A 25,839-nucleotide genomic window follows, 5' to 3' on the forward strand; every position below is an offset into this window, starting at 1 on the left:
TCTATTGACGTTTTCGCAAGTCGTTCCGCTCTGTTACAAGGATAGTAATTCATCTCTCTCTATTATCAATGCCAATCCCAAACGGAATCACTCATTGATTCAAAGAATTACTCTCAATGTGAAGCAAAACGAATAAAGGACAAATTTGGTGTCATTTTAGGAGCGGACCGTTTGTTTGAGGATATTCTTTCAAGTAATTGAAAATTATTGTCCCCAGAGATATGAATAGGTTGTTTTACAGAGCAAAATTGATGTCTAAAGCATGGAATTGAGGGCGAAAAGAGAAAGAAAGTTGGCCATTTAAATGACTTTAGCATGCATGACTAACGATTCATCGATATAAAAAAAGCAGCCGTTTGGCTGCTTTAAGATACTATCTGGTTTACTTAGTTGGGATTAGTTTACCCAGTCACGTAGTGTAAACGTCAATTCGTGATCGGCACTTTTCAGAACAAGACCATCTTTAGTTAGCGTGATATCGCTCCAGTTAGATAGTGTTTGTGTCATTGCGTTTTCGATCTTCATTTGATCTTCCATACACATCTTCATGGTCATGCCCATTTTTTCGATGCGTAGTTGGTTGTTTTTCAGCTCGGCTTGACCGAAGAAGTTGTTACAACCTGCGTTGCCGTTTGCGGTTAGATTTTCACCGATTTCTAGGCGAGCCGCTTTTTGGTGTTCGTCTAGAACGATATTTTTGCCATCAACTTGAACAAGTTCCCAGTTGTGGTGCTGCAAATCTTGAGCCGTTATTTCTTTCACATCATCACCGTTGCTAGCACAAGCAGTCATAAGAACAGGGAGAGAGATTGCTGTAACTAACGTTTTTAGGCTAAGCTTCATTTTATAGACTCCGTTTTTATAAACGCGGTAAGTATAAGTAATAAAACACTGTTTTTGTCAGCATAAGGTTATGGTTTCGTATGTTTTTGACATAACGAAGTATATAGCAAGTTTTGTTGCTGACTAATCTTCTCATTATTTAAACTAGGCCAATACGCCCTAATATGGAAAGAGCGGTTTTAGTATGGAGCAACTGGAGTTTTTTACTGTCCCAAGCCCTTGTGTTGGAGTATGTACCTCCGATGAAAAAGGGTATTGCAAGGGGTGTATGAGAAAGAGAGAGGAAAGGTTTAATTGGCTTAACTTAACCCCCGCTCAGCAGTTGCACGTTATTAAGTTGTGTCGTCAAAGGTACAGAAGAAAGATGTTGGCAGGGAAGACGAAGCCAGAACAGCTTCAAGATGAGTCATCGCCTCAACAAGACTTATTCTAGAACTCTTGTTCAGTCTGTGGGTTACGCCTTCGCTTTCGGTTCTGATTAGGCTTTTACATATTCCCGGTCCGGCAAGGTGTCCTTTAAGAACCGGGAATCTCCTATCCATTTTCCCTATAAAGCGGTAATTGGCGTTATTTCATCGACCAACGGTCGCTAACCCAGCCTCCCGCTTGTTCGTCGAAGTGATTTCCTGAAAATCGATGATTGAATTCAACATTTAATTTACTTGTTGGGCGTTCATCCATGAGTTGATGAATGTATCTCGCCATAGGATCCGTACAAGCTTCACGCTCTCTACGGGTAACTACTTCTTTGATCATTTGGAGTCTGTAGCTATTGCTGGCTCGTTTCATTTTTGACCTCCAGAACTCGATGGCAGCAGTTTGAACACATTGACGTCCAGATCGCTGCTCATTAGTGTGCGCGTGGAGGCACATCACCATCGTTTGAAGTCCAAAGACAAATTGTTTGAGAGCAGTGTTTGTAACGCCATTCACATCTTTCTCAGAATCATTGACTGTGCGATTGAAAATGTTTCGCGAAATTTAGCCGATGAACCTGCATATTTAAAAGACCTTATCAAACATAGAAGCCCAACACAGGGGCGTCAATAACACAAATGAACAATTTTTGAACATATTGTGAAGGTGGAGAGTTTTCAGTAATTTATCGAAAATAAAAAACCGAAGCACAAAGCTTCGGTTTTAAGGAAAGCCCTGACGAAATTGCTTGTAAAAGCTCTTAGCGCCAGGGGTAAGGTGTTGAGTATTAGCTACCAGTTGCAGGACAACCTTTTACTGGTTGGCCATTACTGAAGTACTTGACGTTCTCTAAGTTCTTGTTGTAGTTATCCGCAGAGATTTGTGGGTTGTTTACGAAGAACTCGCGCAAAACGTATGCATCGGTTAGCTGTGTAGATTGAACATCGATGATTGGATAGTTATCGCCACCAGCAGCACTGAAGCTGATTACAGAGAATGTGTACGTTTCGTTTAGATCGAAGCCTTTATTGTTAATATCGGTAATGGTTACTGAGCCAGCATCACAGTTTACATCTAAAGTGATGTTATCTAGTTGAGCGTAAGCACCAGACCCTGCAGATTTCGTCGCAACCACGTCTAGGTATTCTTTAACTTCTTTACCTGTCATAGTTGCTTTAGTCACGAAGTTACCAAATGGCTGAACCGTTAGTACGTCACGGTAAGTGATATCACCATCTTGGATTGAATCACGCACGCCGCCAGAGTTCATCACACCAAAGTCAGCATTTACCGTTTTGTAAGTACGGTATGCCTCGCCGAGTAGGTGACCTAGGTTAGTTTGTTGAGAGCGAACTACGTTACGATCACCTTCTAACTTACCCGTCGTATTAGAAATCTTCTCATCTAATAACTCTTGACCTTGTTGTTGGTATGGCAGTAGTAACGCTTTTACTGTTGCATCTTGTTGAATTCGTTCACCGATAACTTCATCGTTTTCGTCTAGAAGGTTTACAGGAATCAGTGCGTAGTTCGCTAAGTGAAGCTTGCCGTCGTAGTATTCGAAGTCTGCACGACCCACATATTTACCCCACTCATGCGCTTGCATAATCCAAGTGCCTTTTTGTTGGTCTGGGGCACAATCATCCCCAGGTTTGAAATCAGCATACTCATTGGTACCTGGTTCCATACATACAGGGTTTTGCGAGTGACCACCGATGATAGCGTTTAGCTGTCCTTCTTCAAGAGAGCGAGCGAGTTTCACGTCACCTGGTGCTTCACTACCGTTTTTACCATCTTCGTAGTGACCCATGTGCGTCGTTGCAAATACTAGGTCTACCTTTTCGTTCTCTTCGATTTCCTTCAGTACCTTTTTGATTTCTACTTGAGGGTCTTCGAAGTGGATGTTTGATACGTTGTCTGGATTGACTAGCTTCGCAGTGTCTTGCGTTGTTAGACCAATAACAGCGATCTTAAGGCCGTTGATAGTAAATACTTTGTAAGGGTCGAAGTAACGCTCGTTTGTATCTTTTTTATAGATATTCGCAGCCAGCATAGGGAAGTCAGCTAGCTCGGCTTGCATATCGAGAATATCTAGTGAGTTATCAAATTCGTGGTTACCGACAGCCATTGCATCGTAACCAAGTAGGTTCATCCCTACGAAGTCTGGAACCGCATCTTGCATGTCTGATTCTGGTACACCGGTATTAATATCACCGCCAGATAGCAGAATGGTTTCACCGCCTTTTGCTTCGACTTCTGCGCGGATAGATTCGATTAAAGTGTGACGCGCAGCCATGCCGTATTCGCCGTCGCTGTTATGCCAAAAGCGACCATGGTTATCGTTAGTGTGGAGAACGGTGAACTTAGTACAAGAATCTGCAGTCTCGCAGGTTACTGGAGAATTGTCGCTGTCTGAGCCGCATCCTGCTAGCGCAGCGCCCACTGCCACTACCAAAAGAGATTTGGAAAACTTCATAAGGGATCCTTTCTTTGTGATTTTGTTATTGTTACGGCGTGAAATATACGGAATTAATGTGAAACTTTAGTGATCTATCTCTTATTTATACTTCTATCGGAGAAATGAATTAATAAGCCTGCAAACTACGTCTATAAATAAACAGAATTGGTATTTAGTATTTATTTTATATCGCTAGCTCTATTTTTTGTGAGGTAGTTAATTGAATGTGTGTTGTTTGTGTGAATCAATGCGCATTTTTGCGAAGTATTACGCTGATTTTGGTGATTATTTTGCCAGGTTTATGTTTTTCCTAATAGGTATGACACAAATCGTTATAAATTTTCGCTCTAATAATGAGGGGCTCGGTTTGTATGCATAATGAACAGCACAGAGCTTAAACTCATTTGATCATGGCTTTATTCTGCCAAACTCTATCAAAAATTGTATTTATCTCTTCACTATAATTGCGATCGTTTAGAAACCTTATGCTTTAGGCATCGTTTATTTATCCTCATCCGATACCTTATCGTGCTTATTCCGCATTTGACACTCGAGTGTTTAAACAAATAGATTCAACCTAATGAGTCAAAATGAAAAGTAAATAATGGATCGTTCTTCTTCGAATATTATGATGTGAACTATCATTTAATTAATGAAAATGAAATGGATTAATGTAAAGCGTTGCGACTGTAGCCGTTATCTTTGAGCTTTGGTTTAAAGGGTAGGGTTAAAAGAATTTGTAAGTGGTGAACGCTAATAAAGGATGCTTATGAGATACACAGTAAGGGACGCACTCAAAAAGGAAGCAGCCCAAATCGCCAAGATACACGTTGATTCTTGGCAGGTGGCGTATAAAGGATTAATGCCAAAGAGCTACATAGAGCAGTTTACGATTGAGCGTCGAGAAAGGATGTGGGCACGAGTGATGACGGAGCAACTGGCCCAATTGATCGTAGTTGAGAGGCAAGGAGAAATTGTTGGCTTTTTAAGTTACGAGTTACCTAACCACACCAGCGAAGATAAAACGGCATTAGTGACATGTTGCTACGTTACGCCGCTACATTATGGGCAAGGAGCAGGAAGTGCACTGTTAGATGAGTTAGAGACACGTTTGCTCTCTACGTCAGTTATGCAGATCAGTTTGAAAGCACTGGATACTAATCAACAGGGGCTTAACTTTTACAAGAAGTGTGGTTTTGTGCGTACTGGAGAGGAAGAGTCGGAAGTGATTGAGAGTATGACGCTGACCGATCTCACTTTAGTGAAGTATATTGCCCGTTCATAAATCAAATGTTATATGCCAAATATAGTAAAACCCCGGAGGTGGTAAGACTCCGGGGTTTTGAAATTTTTAGATGTCTCGGTTGGTAAGTCCGATTATCTTTTATGCAAAAGGTTTGGATTTAATCCGATTAATTCCTTGGTAGGGAATTAGATGCGGATGAAGTCCATGTGTTCAACTTTTGGCTTGAACGCGTGACGTTGAACGTCTTGTGGCTTAACTTTAACTTCTTTGCCATCGATAACTAGAACGATGCCTTCGTAGAATTCAGGCTTGTCCATTTGGTTTACGATGTCGTCGTGGTTAAGAACGATAGCTACTGCTGCTTCTTCACCGCCGTATACAACTGCAGGGAATTTGCCAGCGTGACGTAGGCGGCGGCTCGCACCTTTACCTAGTTCAGTACGTACTACTGCTTCGAATTTCATAGTATTTACTCTCAAATTAGTAAAAATCAAATGTTCACAATCAACAATGCGACCTTGTTGTTCGTGGTAAAGCTTGAAACAGGAACTGTTCAAGCGAGCGCGGATACTATCATTCCACTTATAAATGGGCAACCCAAATCGTATCCAAATCAACAAAAAGGTATGATTTAGCGGGGTGGAAGGTTATCCCTTTTAACGCTCTGCTTGGATTTTGTTCACATCGACTTCATTTTCATCGGTTTACTAATCATGGTCCGAAGAACAAAGTTTATGTGTTATATGCTTTATGTTCGGCTGAGATGTAAGACTAAAGATGCTTTTAATCCACCTAAAGCGCTTGTATCCAATGTTAATTGACCTCGGTAACTGTGTGCCATTTCACTGACTATGTTTAGACCAAGACCTGAGCCAGGGGTTGTTTCATCCAATCTAACTCCTCTCTTGATTACTTGACTCAGTTTCTCTTTAGGGATGCCTGGCCCATCATCTTCAATAATGATGTGTATATTTTCCTTATCCTGAGAGGAGTGCACACGAATCATGCTGTTGGCCCACTTATAGCCATTTTCTAGCAAGTTACCTAGCATTTCATCGAGATCGGTCTGCTCTACTGCTACATTCAGCTCTGAATCAAGTTCATTAATTAAGGTAATGCTTCGGCTCGCATACACTTTATCAAACGCCATTGAGATAGCATCCACACGATCTGCTGGGTTCGACTTCACTGATAATATGTTCATCGATCCGGCCATACGGGCACGACCCAAATGGTAATCGATATGGTCTTGTATTTGATTGATTGGAGCTCGGAGACGGGATTGTGCCTCAGGTTCTAACGTCTGAACTTCATTTTTTAGAACAGAAAGTGGCGTTTTAAGTGCATGAGATAGGTTACCTGCATGATTGCGAGCCCTCTCTAGTAATTCTTGGTAATGGAACAGCAGAGCATTGAGGTCGAAGATTAGAGGAGAAATCTCTTTTGGGTAGGTTTCTTCTAGACTCTTTTTATTACCAGACTTCAGCTCGGCTAATTCTTTTTGTAGCTTTGTAAGCGGACTCAATGACCAAGCAATTTGCAGTAAAATGACGGTAAGTACGCCCGCGAATAATAAACCCAAAATAAGCCAAAGTTGGCCGATTAACGTCTGAAGGGTATTTTTAATGGGCTCTTCGTCAATACCAATAACAATGTGAATAGGACCATCGTAATCAGGAAGATACAGTGCTTTTTCTAGCGTAATTAGTTTTTCGCCTCTTGCTCCATACGCATCTTTATCCAAACCTTTGTATTCGATTTTTTTGTCCCACAACGAACGAGAACGTTCGAGGCTTGCCTCTGTAGAGGCACTCCAATACAAACCACTGTAAGGTCGATTAAATCGAGGGTCTGATAGCTGAGCTGCGAGTGAAAGATGCCCGGTGTTATCGACTTCTAACTGTGCTGCGACTTCATCCATAAAAATGCTGAGCTGTGAGCGAGTGTCATCAACCATATAGTTGTAGACCTGCGTCGGTATCGTCACACCAGCGGCGAGGATCATTGCCGTTAACCAAACGATCGCCGCTAAAACGAGGCGACTTTTGATACTCAGTCGTTTTATTGCGTTCAACGGTAGCCTGTTTCTATTCGGCATTTAATTGGTATCCCAACCCTCGGACAGTTTTGATGATCTTTGGTGCGATTTTTTTGCGAATTCGGCCGATAAAAACTTCGATTGTGTTGGAGTCACGATCAAAGTCTTGTTTGTAAATGTGCTCGACGAGTTCGGTTCGAGAAATCACTTTTTCCGGGTTATGCATAAAGTAAGCGACCACTTTATACTCTAGCGCCGTCAAGCTTACCGCTTGCCCTTGCCACATGACTTTAGAAGTGCGTGTATCCAAGCTCAAGTCGCCAATTTGCATCACAGGAGAGGCATTACCAGAGGCTCTTCGAAGCTGTGCACGAATACGAGCGATAAGCTCAACCATTTCAAATGGTTTAGTTAGGTAATCGTCTGCACCTGCGTTTAAGCCTTCAACTCGCTGCGTTAGGGTGTCGCGAGCGCTTAGAATCACGACAGGAGTATTAATGTTTTCATCTCTGATGCCTTTTAGGACGGTAAGACCATCCAGTTTTGGCAAGCCGAGGTCGAGAACAATGGCGTCCCATTCTTCCGAAGTCGCGCGATACAGAGCGTCTATGCCATCTTGGGACAATTCTGGTACCCAGCCGGTACTTTCTAATGTTTCGATGATTTGCTCGCCTAAACGAGGATCATCTTCAACAACAAGTATTTTCATATTGATGATTCTTATTATGTTTGGATTTTTATCGAAGTAAGCTACGCATCGCGTCTGGATTACGCATTAGACAAGTTTAGTTGTTTTGCGGCTTTAACGCTTTGTTAAAGCTGCGACCTTTGATCTCAAGCATTTCTAGCGTGGCGGCGTCGTACTCAACTTTCAGGACGCTGTTGTTGTACAGAATTTTCAATTCATACACCCAAGCATCATCATCTTCTTCAAGCTCGACCTTGATGATGCGGCCGTATAGGTCGTTTTCTACTGCGGCGTAAAGTTCCGAAAATGGTCGTATATATCCTTGTTGAACCGCGCGGTAGACCTCATCTTGATCTTCATCGAATTCGATGCGTGTTCCTGGCTTTTCGACATCTTGCACGATGGCGTGGCCATTTTGTGATGTGTACTCGTTGCCATGCTTGGCAAAACTTGGTGCACACATGAATGTCGTGATAAGGCCGAAAAGTAACGCAGAATGTAGAGAAGTCCTTGCTTTATACATAGTCAAACCTTTTCTGGAGCGTTAGCCGCAGTATATCGGATATAGATGAACAGAGAGTGAATCAGCTAATTAAGTTTTGCCATGTGTTGTCGATGTTATTTCAACTCATCTTCAAAAATTTTATCTCGCAGCTTCCAAAAGCGACCAGATTTTCTAGCAATAACAAACTGAGGCAAACGGAAACGATGTTGATTAGCTACAACGCGTGTCGGTGAAGCCTCTTCAAAAGGGCGATGCTTGTCTGCTAAGTGGGGGCGTACGAACTGATCTTTAAACGTTTGTTTTTGTTTTTTGGTACTCAATGACCAAAACTCATGAACTAACGCATTGCCTTCGCCTTGGTATGGTTCACCAGAATACGTCACTTTTAGCTGAGATTTACCATCACTGGACTTAAATACAGATAGGTCCATTTCTGTGCATTCAAAGATTAATGCATCTTTGAGATTAAGGGCTTCTTTTAGCTTTTTATCTGGGTCAACGAGCGTCGCGTCACACTCATGACAAATTCGTGCAGCGATATCGTTGTCCGCACCACATTCACCACAGTATTTGGCACGAAAACGGTAGCCACAGTGTTCACGTTCGCCTGTGTCTTCATCTTCAAAGTAACCTTGGCAACGTCTGCCAAAGTGTTCAACCAAGAAACCGTTACTATCCAACTTACCCCAGAAGTTGTTATTGAATCCGCAAGCCGGGCAAGGAATCGTGATAATTTCACTGTCAGAGTCTGGTTTTGGATCACCGACTTCAGGTTGGTATAAATCGTAGCTGTTGCCTGCGTAATCAAGCACTAAACATTCTGATTTTCCGTCTGATAAGCGTAATCCTCGTCCTACTATCTGTTGGTACAGACTGACTGACTCTGTTGGTCGCAAAATCGCGATTAAATCGACATGCGGCGCATCAAAACCGGTTGTCAGTACCGAAACATTGACCAAGTATTTTATTTGGCGATTCTTGAACGCTTGGATGATCGCATCGCGCTCCGGCGTAGGTGTATCACCAATGACGATTTCAGTTTCGCCTTCTGGCAATAAACTGTGTATCTCCTGTGCGTGTCGAACAGTTGCAGCGAAGATCATGACACCTTGACGCTCTTTCGCATATTGCATGATTTGCTCAACAATTTGTGGAGTCGCACGTTTGGCTTTATCGATCACCATGTCCATTTCTGCTTCTTTGTAGCGTCCGGTGTTAGCGGGCTTCAGCTGAGAGAAGTCGTAAGACAAAACGGGCGCATCCATCATGCGGGCTGGAGTGAGGAAGTTTTCGTCGAGCAAGTAACGGATCGGCAGTTCGAAAATACAATCGCGGAAGAATCGAGGCTCTTCGGTTCGCACTTGACCTCGGGTGTGATACTGATAAATCCAGCCCATTCCTAAACGATAGGGCGTTGCAGTTAGTCCCAGCACCTTAATGCCAGGGTTCAGTTCTCGTAAGTGAGTAATAACTTTTTGGTAGCTGCTGTTTTTGTCATCGGGCACACGATGGCACTCATCAATAACGAGCAGAGAAAACTGGTTTTTGAACGAATCTAAGTTACGTACGACCGATTGAACCGAAGCAAACACGACTTGCTGGTCAGTTTCTTTTCGTCCCAATCCTGCTGAGAAGATAGAACCTTTTAAACCATAACCTTCATACTTCGCGTGGTTTTGCTCGACCAGTTCTTTTACGTGGGCGAGGACTAACACTCGTCCTTTCGCAAGGCGAGCAAGTTCTGCGATCACCAAGCTTTTCCCGGCACCGGTTGGCAGCACGATCACTGCTGGTGTCGAGTGTTTACGAAAGTAATGAATAACGGCTTTAACCGAGTCGGCTTGATAAGGACGAAGCGTGTACATGAAAATATGTGAAATTGCTCAACTATTCGAACGAGGAACGCTATAATACCTGACTTTTATACCCAAGTGACCTTTAAACCAAGATTTAGAGATCACTTGGGTATAATTCAATGAGGTATTCATGCGTTTAGATAAATATTTGTGTGACGCTCTGGGTGCAACACGCAAACAGGCAACAAAGATCATCAAAAGTGGAGACATCACCGTAGACGGTGAGGTTCAAAAAAGTGGTGCATTTAAAGTACCTGAAGGTGCGGAAGTGATGTGGGAAGACCGTGTTATTGGTGCTCCTGGTCCTCGTTACATTATGTTGTATAAGCCTGCTGACTTTGTTTGTTCACATGAAGATAGCTACAACCAAACTGCATTCGCATTGCTTGATGAGCCTAAAATTGAAAACCTTCACTTTGCGGGCCGATTAGATGTCGACACAACTGGTTTAGTGTTGATTACGGATGATGGTAAGTGGTCTCACCGTATTACCTCACCTAAGCATAAGTGTGAGAAAACGTACCGTGTTTGGCTCGTCGATGCTATTCAGCCAGATTACGCGGAAAAGCTCGAACAAGGCATCATTTTGCGCAATGAATCAGAAGCAACATTGCCCGCTCGTTTGGAAATCGTGAACGAGGCCGAGAATGAAGTATTGTTAACTATCGTGGAAGGTAAGTATCACCAAGTGAAACGTATGTTCGCGGCGTTAGGAAATAAAGTTGAGTACTTACATCGTGAGCGTATTGGTTCTATCGAACTTGATGAGGCACTAGAACCAGGTGATTATCGCTACCTCACGCAAGAAGAAATTGATTCTATTTGGAATTAATTGTCAGCATGGGAAACTCTTTAGTTCCTAATAGGAACTAGTCTTTTGGTAGGAATTGGCTCAAAATAAATTTTCCTACCAAAATTAGTGCCTAGACAATTCCGGTGTGCTTACTCATCTCAGTGATATGCCTTTGCATTTAGCTGAGGCATGCATACTCTTATTGCAAAGCCTTCGGCTACGGTGAATGGAATGATGGTGTCAACGCCATCATTTTTACTGCATTGTGTTTGTTTCCCATAAACACATTTCGCTTTCACATGCTTTTCTATGTCGAGTTCGTCAAGGTCACACCTTGGTACATATTTGCCCTTATGATTCTCGAACGTTGGATAGAACAGGTTTTTGGCTTCTACATTCAGCGATATGAGAACTGTCCGTTATTTTCACTTTGTTCTGCAAGTATTGACGGTAGGGCTCCAACAAGAGGTAAAAGAATGACAGAAAAAGCTCAAAGTGCTCCGCAATCCCAAATCAGTTTTCTATTGTTTCTTGTACTAGGAGCGATTGGCGCTTTGACGCCTTTGGCGATCGATATGTATTTGCCTGCGATGCCGACAATTGCGAAAGATTTGGGGGTCGCGCCTGGCGCGGTTCAGATTACGTTGACGGCTTATACCGCGGGTTTTGCGATCGGCCAGTTAATTCACGGGCCGCTTGCCGATAGCTTTGGTCGCAGACCTGTGTTGATTTTAGGCGTATTTTTCTTCGGCTTGGCTGCCGTTGTGAGTGCGACAACAAATGGCATTGATGCGCTGACCTATGTACGTACGGCACAAGGTTTTGCTGGCGCGGCAGCGGCGGTCATTATCCAAGCTGTCGTGCGTGACATGTTTGACCGTGAAGACTTTGCACGCGCAATGTCCTTCGTTACTCTGGTCATTACTATTGCGCCGTTGGTGGCACCGATGATCGGTGGTCATCTCGCGATTTGGTTTGGTTGGCGTTCCATTTTTTGGGTATTAGCTATTTTCGCTGTAGTTGTGATTTTTCTCGTACTTTGGAAAATCCCTGAAACGTTACAGCCTGAAAATCGTCAGCCTCTTCGTTTCCGCACGACGCTGAGAAACTACGCCAGATTATGCTCCAATCCTGAAGCGATCGGTTTGATGCTCTCAGGTGCGTTTTCATTTTCCGGAATGTTTGCATTTTTGACGGCGGGTTCGTTTGTTTATATTGATTTATATGGTGTTCGACCAGACCACTTTGGTTACCTATTTGGTTTGAACATTGTGGCGATGATCATCATGACCAGTATTAATGGTCGCTTGGTGAAGAAAGTGGGTTCCCATGCCATGCTTCGTTTTGGGTTGTTCGTGCAACTTTTGGCGGGGATTGGTTTATTCGTAAGTTGGTTAATGGACTTCGGATTATGGGGCATTGTACCTTTTGTTGTGCTGTTTATCGGTACATTGTCGACGATAGGTAGTAACGCGATGGCGCTGCTTTTAAGTGGTTACCCATCAATGGCGGGTACGGCGTCGTCTCTAGCGGGGACATTAAGATTCGGTATCGGTTCATTGGTTGGTGCGCTGGTGGCATCACTGCCCGGGAATGTTGCTTGGCCGATGATCATCGTAATGTTTGCTTGTTCTGTGCTTTCAGCACTGTTTTATTGGACTTTAGGAAGAAAGGCGTAATGTCGAATTACACCAAAGAAATTCAAAACTTGGTTAACTCAGCACTTGAAGAGTTAGATCAAGAGCATCGCTCAGGTAAGTTAGCCAATGCCCCTGTTGCGAATAACCATTATTTAGTGCGTTGGGTAACAAAGGCGCTAAAATCACAACGTTTCGGACGTACGGTAGGCGATGACTTAACGCGTTGGCAAAAAGCAGGTCGCTCAAAGGGGAACGATGCTGGTTTGTTGTTTATCTTCAAGCGTATTTCTGCTTTTTATGCGCAATTCTTCCCTGAAGGTGAAGACTCCAAAGTGTTCAAAGATTCAGATATTGAGTCTTTTCTTGATTTGATGGAGCAAGCAGGCTGGGAAGTCTCGACGTCTGAGCAACTGATTGGGTGCGGCAAAGTACAAATCTTCACTGAAGGTCAAAACTCTTTAGCGTTATGTGCAGACCAATGCGAAAGCTGTTTTGATGGCGAGTTGCTCGTAAAGCCAATGAGTTGGTTTGTACGTGGCAATCATGCTGAGTTTGTTGAGAAAGCAGCGCAAGCGGGCTTTATGGTACATAAGGTAACAGACTACAAATCGATGGTGAAATACCATGGCGAGTACCTTATTTTTCCAGCAAACGAAGGCAACCAGTTAGCCGAAATTCCACTCTCGTTCAAAGCTGACTAAAGTGACATTTTGAGTGTTTAGAAGCCCCTGTTATTGGGGCTTTTTGTTTTCTAAACGGTTTGCTTCTTTCGCGATGGCTTTGACCATGCCTTTAAATATGAAAAGATGGGCTGGCATCATTGCAAACCAATAAAGCAGCCCAAGAAACCCTTGCGGGTGCCACCAGGCGGTAATATCCAGCTCTCGTTCGTCACCGAGATCTTTGATGGTAATTTCTAAACGCCCAAGGCCTGGGCCTTTCATACCAAAAAACAGTGAAAGAAACTGATTATTATCGCAGCGAATCACTTTCCAAGAGTCAATAAAATCACCGACTTTAAGCTCTGGTCCAGGAGGAGAAACGCGAATCGGTTTTCCGCCACCAAAAAAGATATCGAGCCATTCACGTGTACGCCACAAGATGTTGGCAAAGTAATAGCCTTTTTCGCGACTCCCGATCTTTTGCGCCACTTTCCATAATGCCGCAGCGGAGGCATGAGTTTTAATGCTCGCTCCAGCTTGTTTTGGGTAATAGCCATATCCTGGTTGCCATCGACGAAGCGCTGCGGGTTCAAACCCCCAGACATTACTGCGTACAAATGTGCCTTCATCTTGAATGGTATCAGTTACCGCTTGCTCGTAGCTGATCAGCGTTTGAGGAAATCGTTCTTCAATCGCTTTGGAGTCTGCAATGTAGTCGTGCTCTAAGCCCGCAAGTAATGCTTTACCGATACTAGTTGGCACTGAGGTAACTAAACCTAGCCAGTACGATGCCATTTTCGGAGTAAGTAGCGGGGTCGACCACAGCCGATACGGCTTGTTCGTGATTCGGCAAATGACTTTGAACTGTTCGCGGTAGCTAAGTGTATTTGGCCCACCAACTTCATAAATGTGACTTTCTTCTGGAGAGGGGGCTTCTGCTAACTTCAATAAATAGTGGTTGAGATTGGGCAAGGCAATAGGGTTCGCTTTTGAGTCGACCCATTTAGGCGCAATCAAAATAGGTAAGTTGTAGACAAAATCTCGCATGATTTCGAAAGCAGCAGAGCCGGGGCCGATGATAACGCCTGCACGCAATTCAGTTACTGGAATACCAGACTGTCGAATTATTTTTCCCGTGGCTTTACGAGCGGCTAAATGGCGAGAGTTTCCGGTTTGAGGTTGAATGGCACTCAAATAGATAACATGCTCGACGGAGCTTTGTTCCAACGCATATTTGAAGTTCAAAGCAAGGTTTAGTTCGTACTCAACAAAGTCATCACCTTGAGCCATCCCGTGCACGAGAAAAAAGACTAAATCAAAATCGTTCACTACAGCCTTCGTGGTCTCTGCGTCAGCCAAGTCGAGATACCTTAACGTTAAATTAGGGTGAGGCTGAGTTCTTGACTCTAAATAATCAATATGTCGCGCCGCTGCTGTGACGGCGTAACCTTTATCTAAAAGTAACGGAAGAAGTTGAGAGCCAATGTAACCCGAGGCGCCTAGCACCAACACCTTTTTCATTATCTGTCCTTTTATCGTTGGTGGAATAAACACCACAGAGTATAATCATGAGACACTTTCCCCATTCTATCAATAAGTTGTCGTTGGAGCGCTTGTGACTTTTCTTTCTCAACTCTCAATACACGCAGATAAAGCGTTCTTACGTCGTTTATTTGCAATCGCGTTACCAATTACACTGCAAAGCATGATGTTTTCAAGCCGAAGCCTCGTCGATGTTCTTATGCTTGGTCAACTTGGTGAAGCTGAAATTGCCGCTGTTGGAGTTGCTGCGCGCGCGACTTTCGTCACCACCATCATGTTAGTTGGGGTGACAACGGGCGGTGCGTTGTTAACCGCTCAATATTGGGGGGCTGGCGATAAAGTTGGGGTGCGTCGCAGTACCGCTTTAACATGGATGATCGCAATGATGTTTGCTGCGATTGCTGTTGCTTTGTTTGTTGGTTTTCCACAACTCATCATGAGCTTGACTACCGATTCACAAGAAGTGATTGAATTAGGGGCCAGCTATCTCATTATTTCGTCGGTTAGCATGTTTGCTGTTGCATGTGTGGCCAGTATGTCGGTGGGCCTAAGGGCGATGCACCAACCAGGCCTAAGCACTTTTTTTAGTGGTATAGGCATTTTATCTAATGTTTTTCTTAACTGGGTTTTAATTTTTGGTCAATTAGGCTTTCCTGCTCTGGGTATTACGGGAGCAGCGATCGCAACGGTAATCAGTGGCGCGATCGAAGTAGGTTGCTTGTTTGGTTATCTATGGTTGAAAAAACACATAATCGCATTTGGTTGGGATGATATACGCGCAGGATTGGTCTTAGATAAAATTACGCGTTTCTTGAGCCTCTCTTTGCCAACCACATTTAACTTCTTGGCGTGGGCTGGTGGGCTGTTTGCTTATCACGCCATCATGGGGCAAGCAGGCGTACAAGGTTTGGCGGCACTTTCCGTAATGACACCTGTTGAGTCGATCGCATTGGCGATGATGATTGGCTTATCGAATGCGGCTGCAGTTCTAGTCGGGAACCAGCTCGGCGCTCGTAATTTTGAACCCGTTTATTATCAAGCATGGGCTACGGTCATTTTGAATGTGCTTATCGCATTTGTGGTCGCCATCTTGTTGATAGTGTCAAATCAATGGATCCTTAATGCGTTTAGTGCACTGACAACAGACACTCGCGAGCTAGCTGAACAGTTTATGGTGATTCTAGCGTTGGGTGTCGTGTTACGCTCGGTGCCGATGATGGCGATTGTTGGTGTATTACGCGCGGGCGGTGATGTTAAGTTTTGTTTGTATCAAGACATCTTGGCGCAGTGGGTGATCGGGATTCCACTCGCAGCATTTGCAGCGATTTATCTCAATTGGGACCCACAATGGGTTTACTTACTCTTTTTGACGGAAGAAGTTGTGAAGTGGGCGATTTGCTTGCCAAGAATGGTTAGCCGAAAATGGATGAAAAACCTGATTGGCCAGTAAGGAGGAACAGAGTTTATTTTGGCTGCAAAAATCTGCTCAAAACGTCAACAAAATTAGCAACAGAAAGTGAATCGAGTTGCATTTGTACTTCCATAGTGTGATCAAGCATTCAAAATACTTTCTACTAACAGGATTTTAGTGTAGATTCTGATCCCAATTTTTAAACACCATCCGAGCGGCATAATCAATGTTAAAACTGTCAGACCTATGTAAAGGCTATGTAGACGGGGGAGAGTTTCACCCTGTATTACAAGGGGCAGAATTAACATTGCAGCAAGGCGACCAAGTTGCTCTGATGGGAGAAAGTGGTTCGGGTAAAAGTACTCTGCTGAATTTAATCGCCGGATTAGATACTGCTGACTCTGGTGAAGTGCAGTTTCCAAATTTTGCTATGCATGAAGCACCGGAGCATTTAAGAACCCTTTATCGCCGCAACAATATTGGGAATATCTTCCAACAATTCAACCTGCTTCCTACACTTAATATTGCCGACAATATTCGTTTTTGTCGTCAGTTAAAAGGTCTGCCGGAAGATAAAGAGTTGTGGCGTCAAATTCTTTCTGCTTTGGACTTAATGCCATTGCTAGGACGTTATCCGGAAGAGGCGTCTGGTGGTCAGCAACAACGTGCGGCGATTGCTCGTGCACTCTATATGGAGCCAAAAATCCTGCTTGCTGATGAGCCAACTGGTAGCCTAGACGAGCGAAACGCAGAAGCCGTAATGCGCTTACTAACGAGTCTCGCTCGCCAACTGGAGTGTACTTTGCTGTTAGTGACGCACAGTGAAAAAGTGGCCGCCCATATGGAAGGAAAGATTCGACTTCAAGGAGGGCAGCTACATGTTATGGCCCGTAGTTAAGGCACTACTCGGTCATTACCGTCGTTACCCTCTACAAATTATTCTTGTCTGGCTGGGATTAACTTTAGGCGTGTCCCTCCTTGTTGGTGTTACTTCTATCAACCAGCATGCAAAACAAAGTTATGCTACTGGGGAAAAGCTTTTCTCCAATCCTTTGCCATACCGAATCCGAACGAAGCACTCTGCCAATAAAATTCCTCAAGGTTTCTATATTCAGTTACGTCGAGCTGGGTTCAACCAATGTGCACCGTTTGACGTGCTTCATCTAGATGCCAAGACCGATATGAGCCTGATGTTGGTGGGGATAGATCCTGTCGCGATGATCCCACTACAACAAGGAAAATCGCTAGGTGAGATGCCTGTTTTATCTCTAATGAAGCCTCCTTATCCTATTCTTGTTAGTCAAGATTTGGCCGCTTACATGAGTTGGCAGGATGGGGACTTCATTGAGATGAATGACGGAAGCCGTCTTGGGCCTATTCAAGTAGATAAGGACAAGATGCTTTCGGGTACTCGGCTGGTTACTGATATATCGTTGTTGCGTATGCTCAAGCGGAGCTCAGGTTTGTCTGCGATTTCTTGTGGTGAAATGCCAGAGGAAAAGCTAATAGCACTGAAAAACATGCTGCCAAACGGAATGACGCTCGTTAGGAATACGCGTACAGAGCTTGAGTCGCTAACTAACGCATTCCATATGAATCTCACCGCGATGGGAATGCTGTCGTTTTTGGTCGGGTTGTTTATTTTTTATCAAGCGATGTCTCTGTCTTTCATCCAGCGACAACGTTTGGTAGGTATTTTGAGACAGACTGGTGTTAACGGAACACAGTTAGCGCAAGCTTTATTACTAGAGTTGTCTTTGCTCGTCTTTATTGCGTGGGCGTGTGGTAACTTTTTTGGCTTGATCTTAGCAAATGAACTTATCCCAGCAGTGTCTTCGAGCCTGAGTGATTTGTATGATGCCAACGTAGGCTTAACCATAGGATGGTCATGGCAATCTAGCTTATACAGTCTAATCATGGCAGCGATGGGTGCGTTGATATCGTGTCTGTGGCCATTAATCCGTTTGTTGAAGTCACAACCAATCCGCCTTTCTTCTCGACTGTCGCTAATGCGATTTGCTGGAAGAGAGTTCTCTTGGCAGGCGCTTGCGGCATGTGCGTTTTGTGTCGCTGCAATAGCGGTATATCAGGCGCCGAAAACACAAGAAACCGGCTTTGCAATTATTGCGCTGATGTTGGTTAGTGTGGCGTTGTTTATGCCATTTATTATGTGGCATATGTTCCAAAGTTTTTCTTATACCATGCGATGGGTTCGTGTCCGTTGGTTTTTTGCTGATGCAGCAGCCAGCATGAGCTATCGCGGTGTGGCTACGATGGCGTTTATGTTAGCGCTGGCGGCAAACATTGGTGTAGAAACAATGGTCGGAAGCTTTCGAGATACAACCGATAAGTGGCTAAATCAGCGATTAGCCGCTGATGTGTACATCTATCCGACCAACAATTCAGCCGCTAGGATGAGCGCATGGCTCCAGAATCAGCCTGAGGTGAACTCGGTTTGGTGGCGCTGGGAAAAAGATATGCCGACCGAGCATGGTGCTCTGCAAGTTGTGAGTACGGGCTCTTCTGAAGGTGAGCTAGACTCACTTACCGTCAAGTTAGGTGTCCCAAATTACTGGTATCAACTGCACGCTACCAAGAGCTTAATGGTCAGCGAGTCGATGGCCTTGAAGCTGGATATCCGCCCTGGAGACTTCATTAACTTGCAGGAACCGCTTGGTGGGGATTGGCAAGTCGTAGGCGTTTACTACGATTATGGAAACCCATATAACCAGGTGATGATGTCGCACCGGAATTGGCTGTATGCATTTGCAGGTACGGGTAATGTTGGTCTTGGCGTCGTATTAAAAGATAACGTCAATGGAGAAGGGCTGAAAAATCGCTTAGAGAATGTATTCCGTCTCCCGCAAGATCGTGTGTTTGATAACGGTAATATTTATAGCCAAGCAATGAGAGTGTTTGATCATACCTTTGCGATAGCGGGAACCTTGGGCAATATCACGCTGATTATTGCCGTGTTTGGTTTATTCTTTGCGACGTTGGCAGGAGAACTTTCACGGCAGCGGCATTTTTCCTTATTAAGGTGCATGGGTGTGTCCGGAAAAGAACTTGTCGTATTAGGTGGTTTGCAGCTATTCGTCTTCGGAGCCATTTCTGCGATTATTGCAGTGCCGCTCGGCTTGGCGCTCGCACATTTGATCGTTGATATTATCATTAAGCAATCATTTGGCTGGTCTCTAGAGCTTCAAACGATTCCATGGGAGTATGCTCAAACCATTGCTTGGGCGATGCTTGCCATCATGGTTGCTGGCGCATTGCCAGTTATTAGAATGATCAAAAGTACACCGATGAAGTCATTAAGGGACGCGTTGTAATGAAAAAAGTGGGCTCTAAAAAACGCTTGTTGGTTTCAACGCTCATTGTTGTTACGTTCGCTTTTCTGACCGGGGCTGCTTTTTACTCAACTTTTTGGTTGGAGGCGACAGCAACACGAGAAAGCGAACTTGATTCTATCTTAACGCGTGAAAATCAAACGATTTTTGAGCCTGTACTACCTAATGAGCATGTCTCTTTACCCTCAGACTTTCGCTTTCATCCCGAGTATCAGCATGAATGGTGGCACTACTTTGCGAAACTAAAAGATGAGCAAGGCAAGATCTACAATGTTCAATGGAGCTATTTCAGGGTTGCGACGGACGAGCGAGAAACCAGCGGTTGGCAGAACCCTCAATTGTACATTTCACATGTTGTCGTCAGTCATGGCTCGCATGTATGGAAAGAGCAACGGGTAGCTAGAGGTGGGATAGGCCAAGCTGGTATGATCAATCGTCCTTTCAGGTTATGGATTGATAATTGGACTTGGCGATCACTCGGTGCGACGCCTTTCCCGGGCAACTTGAATGTGAATACTGATACGTTTGGACTTGAGCTCAATACCATGACAAGCGGCCCCTTTGTGGTGAATGGAGACAAAGGCTTCCAAGTTAAACATGCGTTGCAATCTGTTGCTTCTTTCAGCTTCAGTGCTCCATTTTTAAAAGTAAAAGGCAGCTTAAGCTTAAATGGTAAGCGATTCTCAGTGACGGGTTCTGCTTGGGCGCAAAAAGAGTGGGGCAGCGGCTTAATTGGTGAGGGGCAACAAGGCTGGGATTGGTTTGTTTTCAATTTAGATGATGGTCGAGCATTAACTGTTAGCCGTTATCGTCACCATGGGCAAACACCGCACGTGTTTGGCACGTTGTCGACACGCTCAGGTAAAGTCATCAACCTCTCAGACGATGATATCAGTATTAAACCAATGCAAGTGACCAGTTTATCCAATGGAAGAAGGTTACCTTTGCAGTGGATTATCAATATTCCGAAGCATCAAATTAACTTGACTACCCGCATTATCAAGTCAGATATGTGGCTACCCTTTGTAATACCTTACTGGGAAGGGCCTACTTTAGCTTCCGGCTCCAATGAAGCTTGGGGCTTTATGCAGCTGACAGGCTATTGAGTTGTGAAGAAAACCACCCCCTACGGGTGGTTTTTTAGTGCGCGAAGCTTCCTGGCTTTTTCTCAAAAGTACGGGGTTATCATGATGGTACAAGCCGTGTTATGCTGATTTTCTCATCATCTTGATAAATATTTGGTGCGACAAAAACAAATACGATCTCCGATCAAAATTGAGTGTTATGTTGGAAAATACGATGTATAGTAAACTTAACATCGAAAAAACCGAAGTTTATACTCTGAAGAAGCGATTATTCTAAAGTTTTCGACAGCTATACACTCTTATCACTCTTTGTTAATCGTTTATTAAGATAATAAATATAAGGACGAAACCATGAACGATGTCATTCGTGACTTTTTCAAAATGGAATCAGCAGGTGGTATTCTTCTCGTAATTGCAGCGGCAATTGCGATGACCATTGCTAACTCACCGCTGGGCGAAACTTATCAATCTGTACTGCATACTTATGTATTCGGTATGTCAGTTTCTCACTGGATTAATGACGGCCTAATGGCTGTTTTCTTCTTACTTATTGGCCTTGAAGTGAAGCGAGAGCTACTTGAAGGAGCGCTAAAATCAAAAGAAACCGCAATTTTCCCTGCGATTGCAGCGGTTGGTGGTATGTTAGCGCCTGCTCTTATTTACGTTGCGTTTAATGCTAACGACCCAGAGGCGGTTTCTGGCTGGGCAATTCCAGCTGCGACGGATATTGCATTTGCTCTAGGTATCATGGCGCTACTAGGTAAGCGCGTACCAGTAAGCCTTAAAGTGTTCTTGTTAGCTCTCGCTATTATCGACGATTTAGGCGTGGTTGTTATTATTGCACTGTTTTACACAGGTGATCTTTCTAGCATGGCGCTGCTTGTTGGCTTCATCATGACTGGTGTCCTGTTCATGTTGAATGCGAAGGAAGTAACGAAACTGACACCATACATGATAGTCGGCGCGATCTTATGGTTTGCGGTACTTAAATCTGGTGTTCACGCAACACTTGCAGGCGTAGTGATCGGCTTTGCTATTCCTCTTAAGGGTAAACAGGGCGAACATTCCCCACTTAAGCACATGGAGCACGCACTTCATCCATACGTGGCATTTGGTATATTACCTCTATTCGCATTTGCAAATGCGGGGATTTCGCTAGAAGGCGTATCGATGTCAGGCCTAACTTCAATGCTGCCATTAGGTATTGCTTTGGGACTACTGGTTGGTAAGCCTCTAGGTATCTTCACCTTTAGTTGGGCAGCTGTGAAAATGGGTGTAGCTAAGTTACCGGAAGGCATTAACTTCAAGCATATCTTTGCGGTCTCTGTGTTGTGTGGTATCGGTTTTACAATGTCTATATTCATTTCCTCTTTAGCGTTTGGAAATGTAAGCCCTGAGTTTGATACCTATGCTCGACTAGGTATCTTAATGGGCTCGACGACAGCCGCGTTACTTGGCTACGCGTTACTGCACTTTTCTTTGCCTAAGAAAGCGCAAGCGTAAGATACACACTGTTTAGTAAAGCCTCCCATTCGGGAGGCTTTTTTATGTCTTGCAGATCGGCACATCAACCACTTCAGGGTGGTTACTTTTGTGACCAACTAAGGTCTAGCTGATGGAGTTAGGGCAAATCATCGAAAGAGGCGCTTGGTAAATCTATAGGCGAAAAAAAGCCCAGCCGAAAATTTGACTGGGCGGATACAAACATAGGAGTTAATAAGAAAAAAGCAGCAACGTAACAATTAGATGGAAACAAGTTTGACGGCCAGTGAAACTTCAAATGCCCTAACTGTTACGTATGTTCAGACCGAGCCTTTTCCAAACAGTTCCATTTTTTTTCAAAAAATTTCTACTTAATGCTTTCTAGCTTCTTACACATCCGAAAGTAATAGAAAAATCGAGATGGATTACCAACTTGGCGAAGTTACTAACTTCTGTGTTTCTCATTTTATCTCCCCTAGAACCGAAGATGTATTTCATACTCTCGTCGCTCACTCCGAGCCGCCAAGGCTATTGTTAGCGTTTCAATTGCGCTGGACTGAGAAATTTGATCGTTTTCTTCTGACAAGCTTCACTGGAGTATTCGATTGAATTTCAAAAGATTAGATCACACCTTTTACTGTCTGGTCAGACCAATTGGTTAAAGTGTGATGTTAATCATTTGTTAATCTTAAGTTTCGGGAGTATATTTTCAAACAGTTGTTTAATACGAGTGATTAAAATGGCCCCGAGAACATCAACAAAAGAAAAAATACTCGATGTCGCAGAAGGACTCTTTGCTGAACATGGCTTTAATGATACTTCGCTAAGAACGATAACAGGTAAAGCTAACGTTAACTTAGCATCGGTAAACTATCACTTTGGCGATAAAAAAACGCTGGTTAGAGCGGTTTTAGATAGGTATTTAGAAGCACTAATGCCGAGCATTAAGACTTCATTAATTGAGCTAAACACGCGCGATAGCTACAACATGGACGATGTCTTTGAGTCATTGCGATTACCTTTACGTACATTAAATGATGTACGCCCAAATGGTACTGCGCTATTTATGTTGTTAATTGGCCGCGGTTATACAGACGTTCAAGGTCATCTACGCTGGTTCATTACCACCAGATACGAAGAGGTACTAAACCTTTTCACTTTCTCGATAATGAAGGCGAACCCGGAACTATGTGAAGAACAGTTGTTTTGGCGACTGCACTTCACGTTAGGGACCTGTGTATTTACGATGGCTTCAAGCCAAGCTCTTTCGGAGCTGGCAGAAAGTAAGTTTGAAAAGGAAGTCGATGTGAAATCTGTCGTCGATTTACTGATTCCATATTTGTCAGCAGGAATGTCAGCAAAGCAGTTGGCATAAGACAAATAAGAAAGTTAAACCAATAATAAGATTATACCCCGAGCGGTTACGTGAACAAAAGGATCTGAACTATGAGCTCTCTACGAAGAAAATGGATTAGTGACCCGGCTTTTAAAGTGTTCAAAAAAGTATTGCCACCTCTGTCTAGCACCGAGAAAGAGGCGATGGAAGCGGGTAGTGTATGGTGGGATGCCGAACTATTCTCAGGCAAGCCAAACTTCACAACATTGCATCATTATCCAACGCCTACACTGACGGCAGAAGAGCAGTCATTTATGGATAATGAGCTTGAAACCCTGCTAGAAATGCTTGATGACCAGAAGATTGTCAAAGAAGACAGGGATTTACCGCCTGAAGTATGGGAGTACCTACGTAAAGAGCGATTTTTCTCTTTGATCATCTCGAAAGCATATGGTGGTCGTGAATTTTCCGCTTTGGCGAACTCAACCATTGTTTCTCGTATTGCGACTCGAAGTATCAGTACCGCGGTATCGGTAATGGTACCGAACTCTCTTGGTCCTGGTGAGCTGCTATCGCACTATGGTACGCAAGAGCAAAAAGATTACTGGTTGCCTCGTTTAGCTGATGGTACAGACATCCCTTGTTTCGCCCTAACTGGCCCTGAAGCGGGTTCTGATGCAGGTGGCATACCTGATCAAGGCGTGGTTTGTTACGGCACCCATGAAGGCAAAGAAGTGCTTGGCGTGCGAGTTAGTTGGAATAAACGCTACATCACGCTTGCGCCAGTTGCGACAGTGCTCGGGTTAGCATTTAAACTGCAGGATCCTGAAGGGCTACTTGGTGACAAGAAAGAGGTTGGCATTACATGTGCGTTGATTCCCGCTGACCATGAAGGTGTCGAGATAGGCGAGCGCCATGATCCTCTGGGGTCTGCGTTCATGAATGGTCCTACTCGTGGTGAAGATGTCTTCATCCCTATGGACTGGTTGATCGGTGGCGCTGATTACGCAGGTAAAGGTTGGCGTATGCTGGTTGAGTGTCTTTCTGCGGGGCGTGGTATCTCTCTCCCAGCGCTTGGCACAGCGATTGGTCACCTTACTACACGTACAACAGGTGCTTATGCTTACGTGCGTAAACAGTTTGGAATGTCGATCGGTAAGTTTGAAGGCGTCGCAGAAGCGATGGGGCGCATTGGTGGTCTTACTTACCTACTAGAAGCGACGCGTACGCTAACGACGACTTCTCTCGATATGAAAGAAAAACCTGGGATTGTAACCGCGATTGCCAAGTACCACATGACGGAAATCGCGCGTACCATTCTAAATGATTCGTTTGATATCCACGCGGGTCGTGCGATTCAAGATGGTCCAATGAACTATCTTGCTAAACATTACCTTGGTATCCCGGTTGCTATCACCGTTGAAGGCGCGAATATTCTGACTCGTAACCTGATGATTTTTGGTCAAGGTGCGACTCGATGCCACCCATATGTTCTAAAAGAAATGGAAGCCGCGGCGAATCCAGATTCTGAACAAGGTGCGAAAGAATTTGACAACTTACTCTTTAAACACATCAAGCACGCTCTCGGTAATACATTCGGTGCATTTGGTGCAGCACTAACTGGTTCTCGATTTGTTAACGCGCACATGAGTGGCCCAACGCAGCAATACTACAAAGACATTACTCGTCTCAGTCGTGCACTTGCAGTAAGTGCAGACTTTGCGATGTTAACCTTAGGTGGAGACTTGAAGCGTAAAGAAATGATCTCCGCACGTTTGGGTGATGGATTAAGCTATCTATATATGGCATCTGCTGCCTTGAAAAAGTATGAAGAGGAAGGCCGTCAACAAGGCGATCTAGACTTCGTTCATTACGCTGTTCAACACTGTTTGTATAACGCTTCTAAGTCATTAAATGAGGCTTACACCAACTTCCCTGTGAAATACGTTGGCGGTGTGCTTAAGGGGCTATTGTTCCCGCTTGGTAATCATTTCAATAAGCCAAGTGATGAGCTGTGTGTGAATTTGGCTGAAGCGATGATGACGCCAGGCGCGCAACGTGATCGCCTCACGCATCTGTGCTACATCGGAAAATCAGAGGATGACAGCGTAGGCTTAATGGAGAATGCATTCCTTGCAATGTACGACATTAAACCTTTGGAGCGTAAACTTATGAAGGCTGCGAAGGATGGTAAAGTGGCTCGTAAAGGTCTGCTACATGATCGTTTGCAGCAAGCATTTGAAGCAGGCGTGTTAACTGAACAAGAAATTGATCAAATCATGGCTGCAGATAAATTGCGCTACAAGGCGATTCAAGTTGACCACTTTAGTCATGACTTTTCTGAAGTGCGAACTCATAGCCCAAAAAAGTCGCAGTTGAATCCGGCGGCATAATAGACAACTAATGTTAAAAAAAGCACCTCAATGAGGTGCTTTTTTGTATTCTTGGGGAGTGGATGGTGGGATAGTGCTCCAACCACTTGCCTTT

The 25,839-nt window shown here is 44.1% G+C and carries 21 protein-coding genes; 12 read left to right on the forward strand and 9 right to left on the reverse strand.

What is annotated here, in order from left to right; translation table 11 throughout:
* Positions 1-396 precede the first annotated feature (396 nt).
* Positions 397-843 carry an META domain-containing protein gene (locus R7O12_RS05910; protein ID WP_005378077.1) on the reverse strand — a complete coding sequence of 149 codons (447 nt, stop codon included), beginning with the start codon at positions 841-843 and terminating at the stop codon, positions 397-399.
* Positions 844-1,027: 184 nt separating this feature from the next.
* On the opposite strand from R7O12_RS05910, the gene R7O12_RS05915 reads away from it, so the two are divergent.
* A complete protein-coding gene (locus R7O12_RS05915; RefSeq protein WP_005378062.1) occupies positions 1,028-1,276 on the forward strand; it encodes a DUF1289 domain-containing protein in 249 nt (82 codons plus the stop codon).
* Between the two features lie 134 nt (positions 1,277-1,410).
* Here R7O12_RS05915 and R7O12_RS05920 read toward each other — a convergent pair whose 3' ends face one another.
* A complete protein-coding gene (locus tag R7O12_RS05920) occupies positions 1,411-1,632 on the reverse strand; it encodes a hypothetical protein (protein ID WP_318125686.1) in 222 nt (73 codons plus the stop codon).
* A gap of 415 nt (positions 1,633-2,047) precedes the next feature.
* Positions 2,048-3,736 (reverse strand): bifunctional UDP-sugar hydrolase/5'-nucleotidase UshA, encoded by a 1,689-nt coding sequence (gene ushA, locus R7O12_RS05925; RefSeq protein WP_017820852.1) that lies wholly within the window; start codon positions 3,734-3,736, stop codon positions 2,048-2,050.
* Between the two features lie 751 nt (positions 3,737-4,487).
* On the opposite strand from ushA, the gene R7O12_RS05930 reads away from it, so the two are divergent.
* Positions 4,488-5,003 carry a GNAT family N-acetyltransferase gene (locus R7O12_RS05930; RefSeq protein ID WP_017634886.1) on the forward strand — a complete coding sequence of 172 codons (516 nt, stop codon included), beginning with the start codon at positions 4,488-4,490 and terminating at the stop codon, positions 5,001-5,003.
* Positions 5,004-5,149: 146 nt separating this feature from the next.
* Here the strand turns inward: R7O12_RS05930 and rplY are convergent, their stop codons facing one another.
* From rplY to R7O12_RS05955, 5 genes are all read right to left on the reverse strand, one after another.
* On the reverse strand, positions 5,150-5,428 hold the full coding sequence (rplY, locus tag R7O12_RS05935) for a 50S ribosomal protein L25 (protein WP_005378066.1): 279 nt from the start codon (positions 5,426-5,428) through the stop codon (positions 5,150-5,152).
* A gap of 284 nt (positions 5,429-5,712) precedes the next feature.
* Positions 5,713-7,062, reverse strand: a complete 1,350-nt coding sequence (locus R7O12_RS05940) for an ATP-binding protein (protein ID WP_267922723.1) — start codon at positions 7,060-7,062, stop codon at positions 5,713-5,715.
* Entirely contained in the window at positions 7,052-7,711 is a 660-nt protein-coding gene (locus tag R7O12_RS05945) for a response regulator transcription factor (protein ID WP_005378073.1), read from the reverse strand. Before R7O12_RS05945 ends, R7O12_RS05940 begins: the two co-directional genes overlap by 11 nt.
* A 76-nt stretch (positions 7,712-7,787) precedes the next feature.
* Positions 7,788-8,153 carry a PepSY domain-containing protein gene (locus tag R7O12_RS05950; protein ID WP_372008595.1) on the reverse strand — a complete coding sequence of 122 codons (366 nt, stop codon included), beginning with the start codon at positions 8,151-8,153 and terminating at the stop codon, positions 7,788-7,790.
* Between the two features lie 155 nt (positions 8,154-8,308).
* A complete protein-coding gene (locus R7O12_RS05955; RefSeq protein WP_021707635.1) occupies positions 8,309-10,060 on the reverse strand; it encodes a DEAD/DEAH box helicase in 1,752 nt (583 codons plus the stop codon).
* Positions 10,061-10,181: 121 nt separating this feature from the next.
* On the opposite strand from R7O12_RS05955, the gene rsuA reads away from it, so the two are divergent.
* From rsuA to R7O12_RS05970, 3 genes are all read left to right on the forward strand, one after another.
* Positions 10,182-10,883, forward strand: coding sequence for a 16S rRNA pseudouridine(516) synthase RsuA (rsuA, locus tag R7O12_RS05960; protein ID WP_318125688.1), 702 nt, complete (start codon positions 10,182-10,184; stop codon positions 10,881-10,883).
* A 437-nt stretch (positions 10,884-11,320) separates the two neighbouring features.
* A complete protein-coding gene (locus R7O12_RS05965; RefSeq protein ID WP_085569576.1) occupies positions 11,321-12,523 on the forward strand; it encodes a Bcr/CflA family multidrug efflux MFS transporter in 1,203 nt (400 codons plus the stop codon).
* On the forward strand, positions 12,523-13,185 hold the full coding sequence (locus R7O12_RS05970) for a DUF2913 family protein (protein WP_005378053.1): 663 nt from the start codon (positions 12,523-12,525) through the stop codon (positions 13,183-13,185). The genes R7O12_RS05965 and R7O12_RS05970 overlap by 1 nt, the downstream gene beginning before the upstream one ends.
* A gap of 30 nt (positions 13,186-13,215) precedes the next feature.
* Here R7O12_RS05970 and R7O12_RS05975 read toward each other — a convergent pair whose 3' ends face one another.
* Positions 13,216-14,667, reverse strand: a complete 1,452-nt coding sequence (locus R7O12_RS05975) for an SDR family oxidoreductase (protein WP_258475054.1) — start codon at positions 14,665-14,667, stop codon at positions 13,216-13,218.
* A gap of 94 nt (positions 14,668-14,761) precedes the next feature.
* Between R7O12_RS05975 and R7O12_RS05980 the strand changes: the two genes are divergently transcribed.
* The 7 genes from R7O12_RS05980 to R7O12_RS06010 all read left to right on the forward strand — a co-directional run bounded on the left by R7O12_RS05980 (position 14,762) and on the right by R7O12_RS06010 (position 25,745).
* The gene (locus R7O12_RS05980) at positions 14,762-16,138 is read left to right on the forward strand and encodes an MATE family efflux transporter (RefSeq protein WP_205460905.1); all 1,377 of its coding nucleotides are present in this window, start codon (positions 14,762-14,764) and stop codon (positions 16,136-16,138) included.
* 187 nt (positions 16,139-16,325) lie between these two features.
* On the forward strand, positions 16,326-16,997 hold the full coding sequence (locus tag R7O12_RS05985) for an ABC transporter ATP-binding protein (RefSeq protein ID WP_005378040.1): 672 nt from the start codon (positions 16,326-16,328) through the stop codon (positions 16,995-16,997).
* The gene (locus tag R7O12_RS05990) at positions 16,978-19,431 is read left to right on the forward strand and encodes an ABC transporter permease (RefSeq protein ID WP_005378038.1); all 2,454 of its coding nucleotides are present in this window, start codon (positions 16,978-16,980) and stop codon (positions 19,429-19,431) included. The genes R7O12_RS05985 and R7O12_RS05990 overlap by 20 nt, the downstream gene beginning before the upstream one ends.
* Positions 19,431-20,555: a lipocalin-like domain-containing protein gene (locus tag R7O12_RS05995; protein ID WP_086046643.1), complete on the forward strand. Its 1,125-nt coding sequence runs from the start codon at positions 19,431-19,433 to the stop codon at positions 20,553-20,555. Before R7O12_RS05990 ends, R7O12_RS05995 begins: the two co-directional genes overlap by 1 nt.
* Positions 20,556-20,885: 330 nt before the next feature.
* Positions 20,886-22,037: a Na+/H+ antiporter NhaA gene (nhaA, locus tag R7O12_RS06000; RefSeq protein ID WP_005378034.1), complete on the forward strand. Its 1,152-nt coding sequence runs from the start codon at positions 20,886-20,888 to the stop codon at positions 22,035-22,037.
* 718 nt (positions 22,038-22,755) lie between these two features.
* Positions 22,756-23,391, forward strand: coding sequence for a TetR/AcrR family transcriptional regulator (locus tag R7O12_RS06005; RefSeq protein ID WP_005378033.1), 636 nt, complete (start codon positions 22,756-22,758; stop codon positions 23,389-23,391).
* Between the two features lie 71 nt (positions 23,392-23,462).
* Entirely contained in the window at positions 23,463-25,745 is a 2,283-nt protein-coding gene (locus tag R7O12_RS06010; protein WP_262639508.1) for an acyl-CoA dehydrogenase, read from the forward strand.
* The last annotated feature ends 94 nt before the right edge of the window (positions 25,746-25,839 follow it).

It is taken from the genome of Vibrio sp. Vb1574, assembly GCF_033338675.1.

What these genes read in the sequence shown, in the direction of transcription:
- R7O12_RS05945 (WP_005378073.1), bottom strand. Translation starts at nt 7,711, where the DNA reads ATGAAAATACTTGTTGTTGAAGATGATCCTCGTTTAGGCGAGCAAATC.
- R7O12_RS06005 (WP_005378033.1), top strand. Translation starts at nt 22,756, where the DNA reads ATGGCCCCGAGAACATCAACAAAAGAAAAAATACTCGATGTCGCAGAA.
- R7O12_RS05915 (WP_005378062.1), top strand. Translation starts at nt 1,028, where the DNA reads ATGGAGCAACTGGAGTTTTTTACTGTCCCAAGCCCTTGTGTTGGAGTA.
- R7O12_RS05965 (WP_085569576.1), top strand. Translation starts at nt 11,321, where the DNA reads ATGACAGAAAAAGCTCAAAGTGCTCCGCAATCCCAAATCAGTTTTCTA.
- R7O12_RS05975 (WP_258475054.1), bottom strand. Translation starts at nt 14,667, where the DNA reads ATGAAAAAGGTGTTGGTGCTAGGCGCCTCGGGTTACATTGGCTCTCAA.
- R7O12_RS05955 (WP_021707635.1), bottom strand. Translation starts at nt 10,060, where the DNA reads ATGTACACGCTTCGTCCTTATCAAGCCGACTCGGTTAAAGCCGTTATT.
- nhaA (WP_005378034.1), top strand. Translation starts at nt 20,886, where the DNA reads ATGAACGATGTCATTCGTGACTTTTTCAAAATGGAATCAGCAGGTGGT.
- R7O12_RS05970 (WP_005378053.1), top strand. Translation starts at nt 12,523, where the DNA reads ATGTCGAATTACACCAAAGAAATTCAAAACTTGGTTAACTCAGCACTT.
- R7O12_RS05930 (WP_017634886.1), top strand. Translation starts at nt 4,488, where the DNA reads ATGAGATACACAGTAAGGGACGCACTCAAAAAGGAAGCAGCCCAAATC.
- R7O12_RS06010 (WP_262639508.1), top strand. Translation starts at nt 23,463, where the DNA reads ATGAGCTCTCTACGAAGAAAATGGATTAGTGACCCGGCTTTTAAAGTG.
- R7O12_RS05910 (WP_005378077.1), bottom strand. Translation starts at nt 843, where the DNA reads ATGAAGCTTAGCCTAAAAACGTTAGTTACAGCAATCTCTCTCCCTGTT.
- R7O12_RS05940 (WP_267922723.1), bottom strand. Translation starts at nt 7,062, where the DNA reads ATGCCGAATAGAAACAGGCTACCGTTGAACGCAATAAAACGACTGAGT.
- ushA (WP_017820852.1), bottom strand. Translation starts at nt 3,736, where the DNA reads ATGAAGTTTTCCAAATCTCTTTTGGTAGTGGCAGTGGGCGCTGCGCTA.
- R7O12_RS05995 (WP_086046643.1), top strand. Translation starts at nt 19,431, where the DNA reads ATGAAAAAAGTGGGCTCTAAAAAACGCTTGTTGGTTTCAACGCTCATT.
- rplY (WP_005378066.1), bottom strand. Translation starts at nt 5,428, where the DNA reads ATGAAATTCGAAGCAGTAGTACGTACTGAACTAGGTAAAGGTGCGAGC.
- rsuA (WP_318125688.1), top strand. Translation starts at nt 10,182, where the DNA reads ATGCGTTTAGATAAATATTTGTGTGACGCTCTGGGTGCAACACGCAAA.
- R7O12_RS05920 (WP_318125686.1), bottom strand. Translation starts at nt 1,632, where the DNA reads ATGAAACGAGCCAGCAATAGCTACAGACTCCAAATGATCAAAGAAGTA.
- R7O12_RS05950 (WP_372008595.1), bottom strand. Translation starts at nt 8,153, where the DNA reads ATGTGTGCACCAAGTTTTGCCAAGCATGGCAACGAGTACACATCACAA.
- R7O12_RS05990 (WP_005378038.1), top strand. Translation starts at nt 16,978, where the DNA reads ATGTTATGGCCCGTAGTTAAGGCACTACTCGGTCATTACCGTCGTTAC.
- R7O12_RS05985 (WP_005378040.1), top strand. Translation starts at nt 16,326, where the DNA reads ATGTTAAAACTGTCAGACCTATGTAAAGGCTATGTAGACGGGGGAGAG.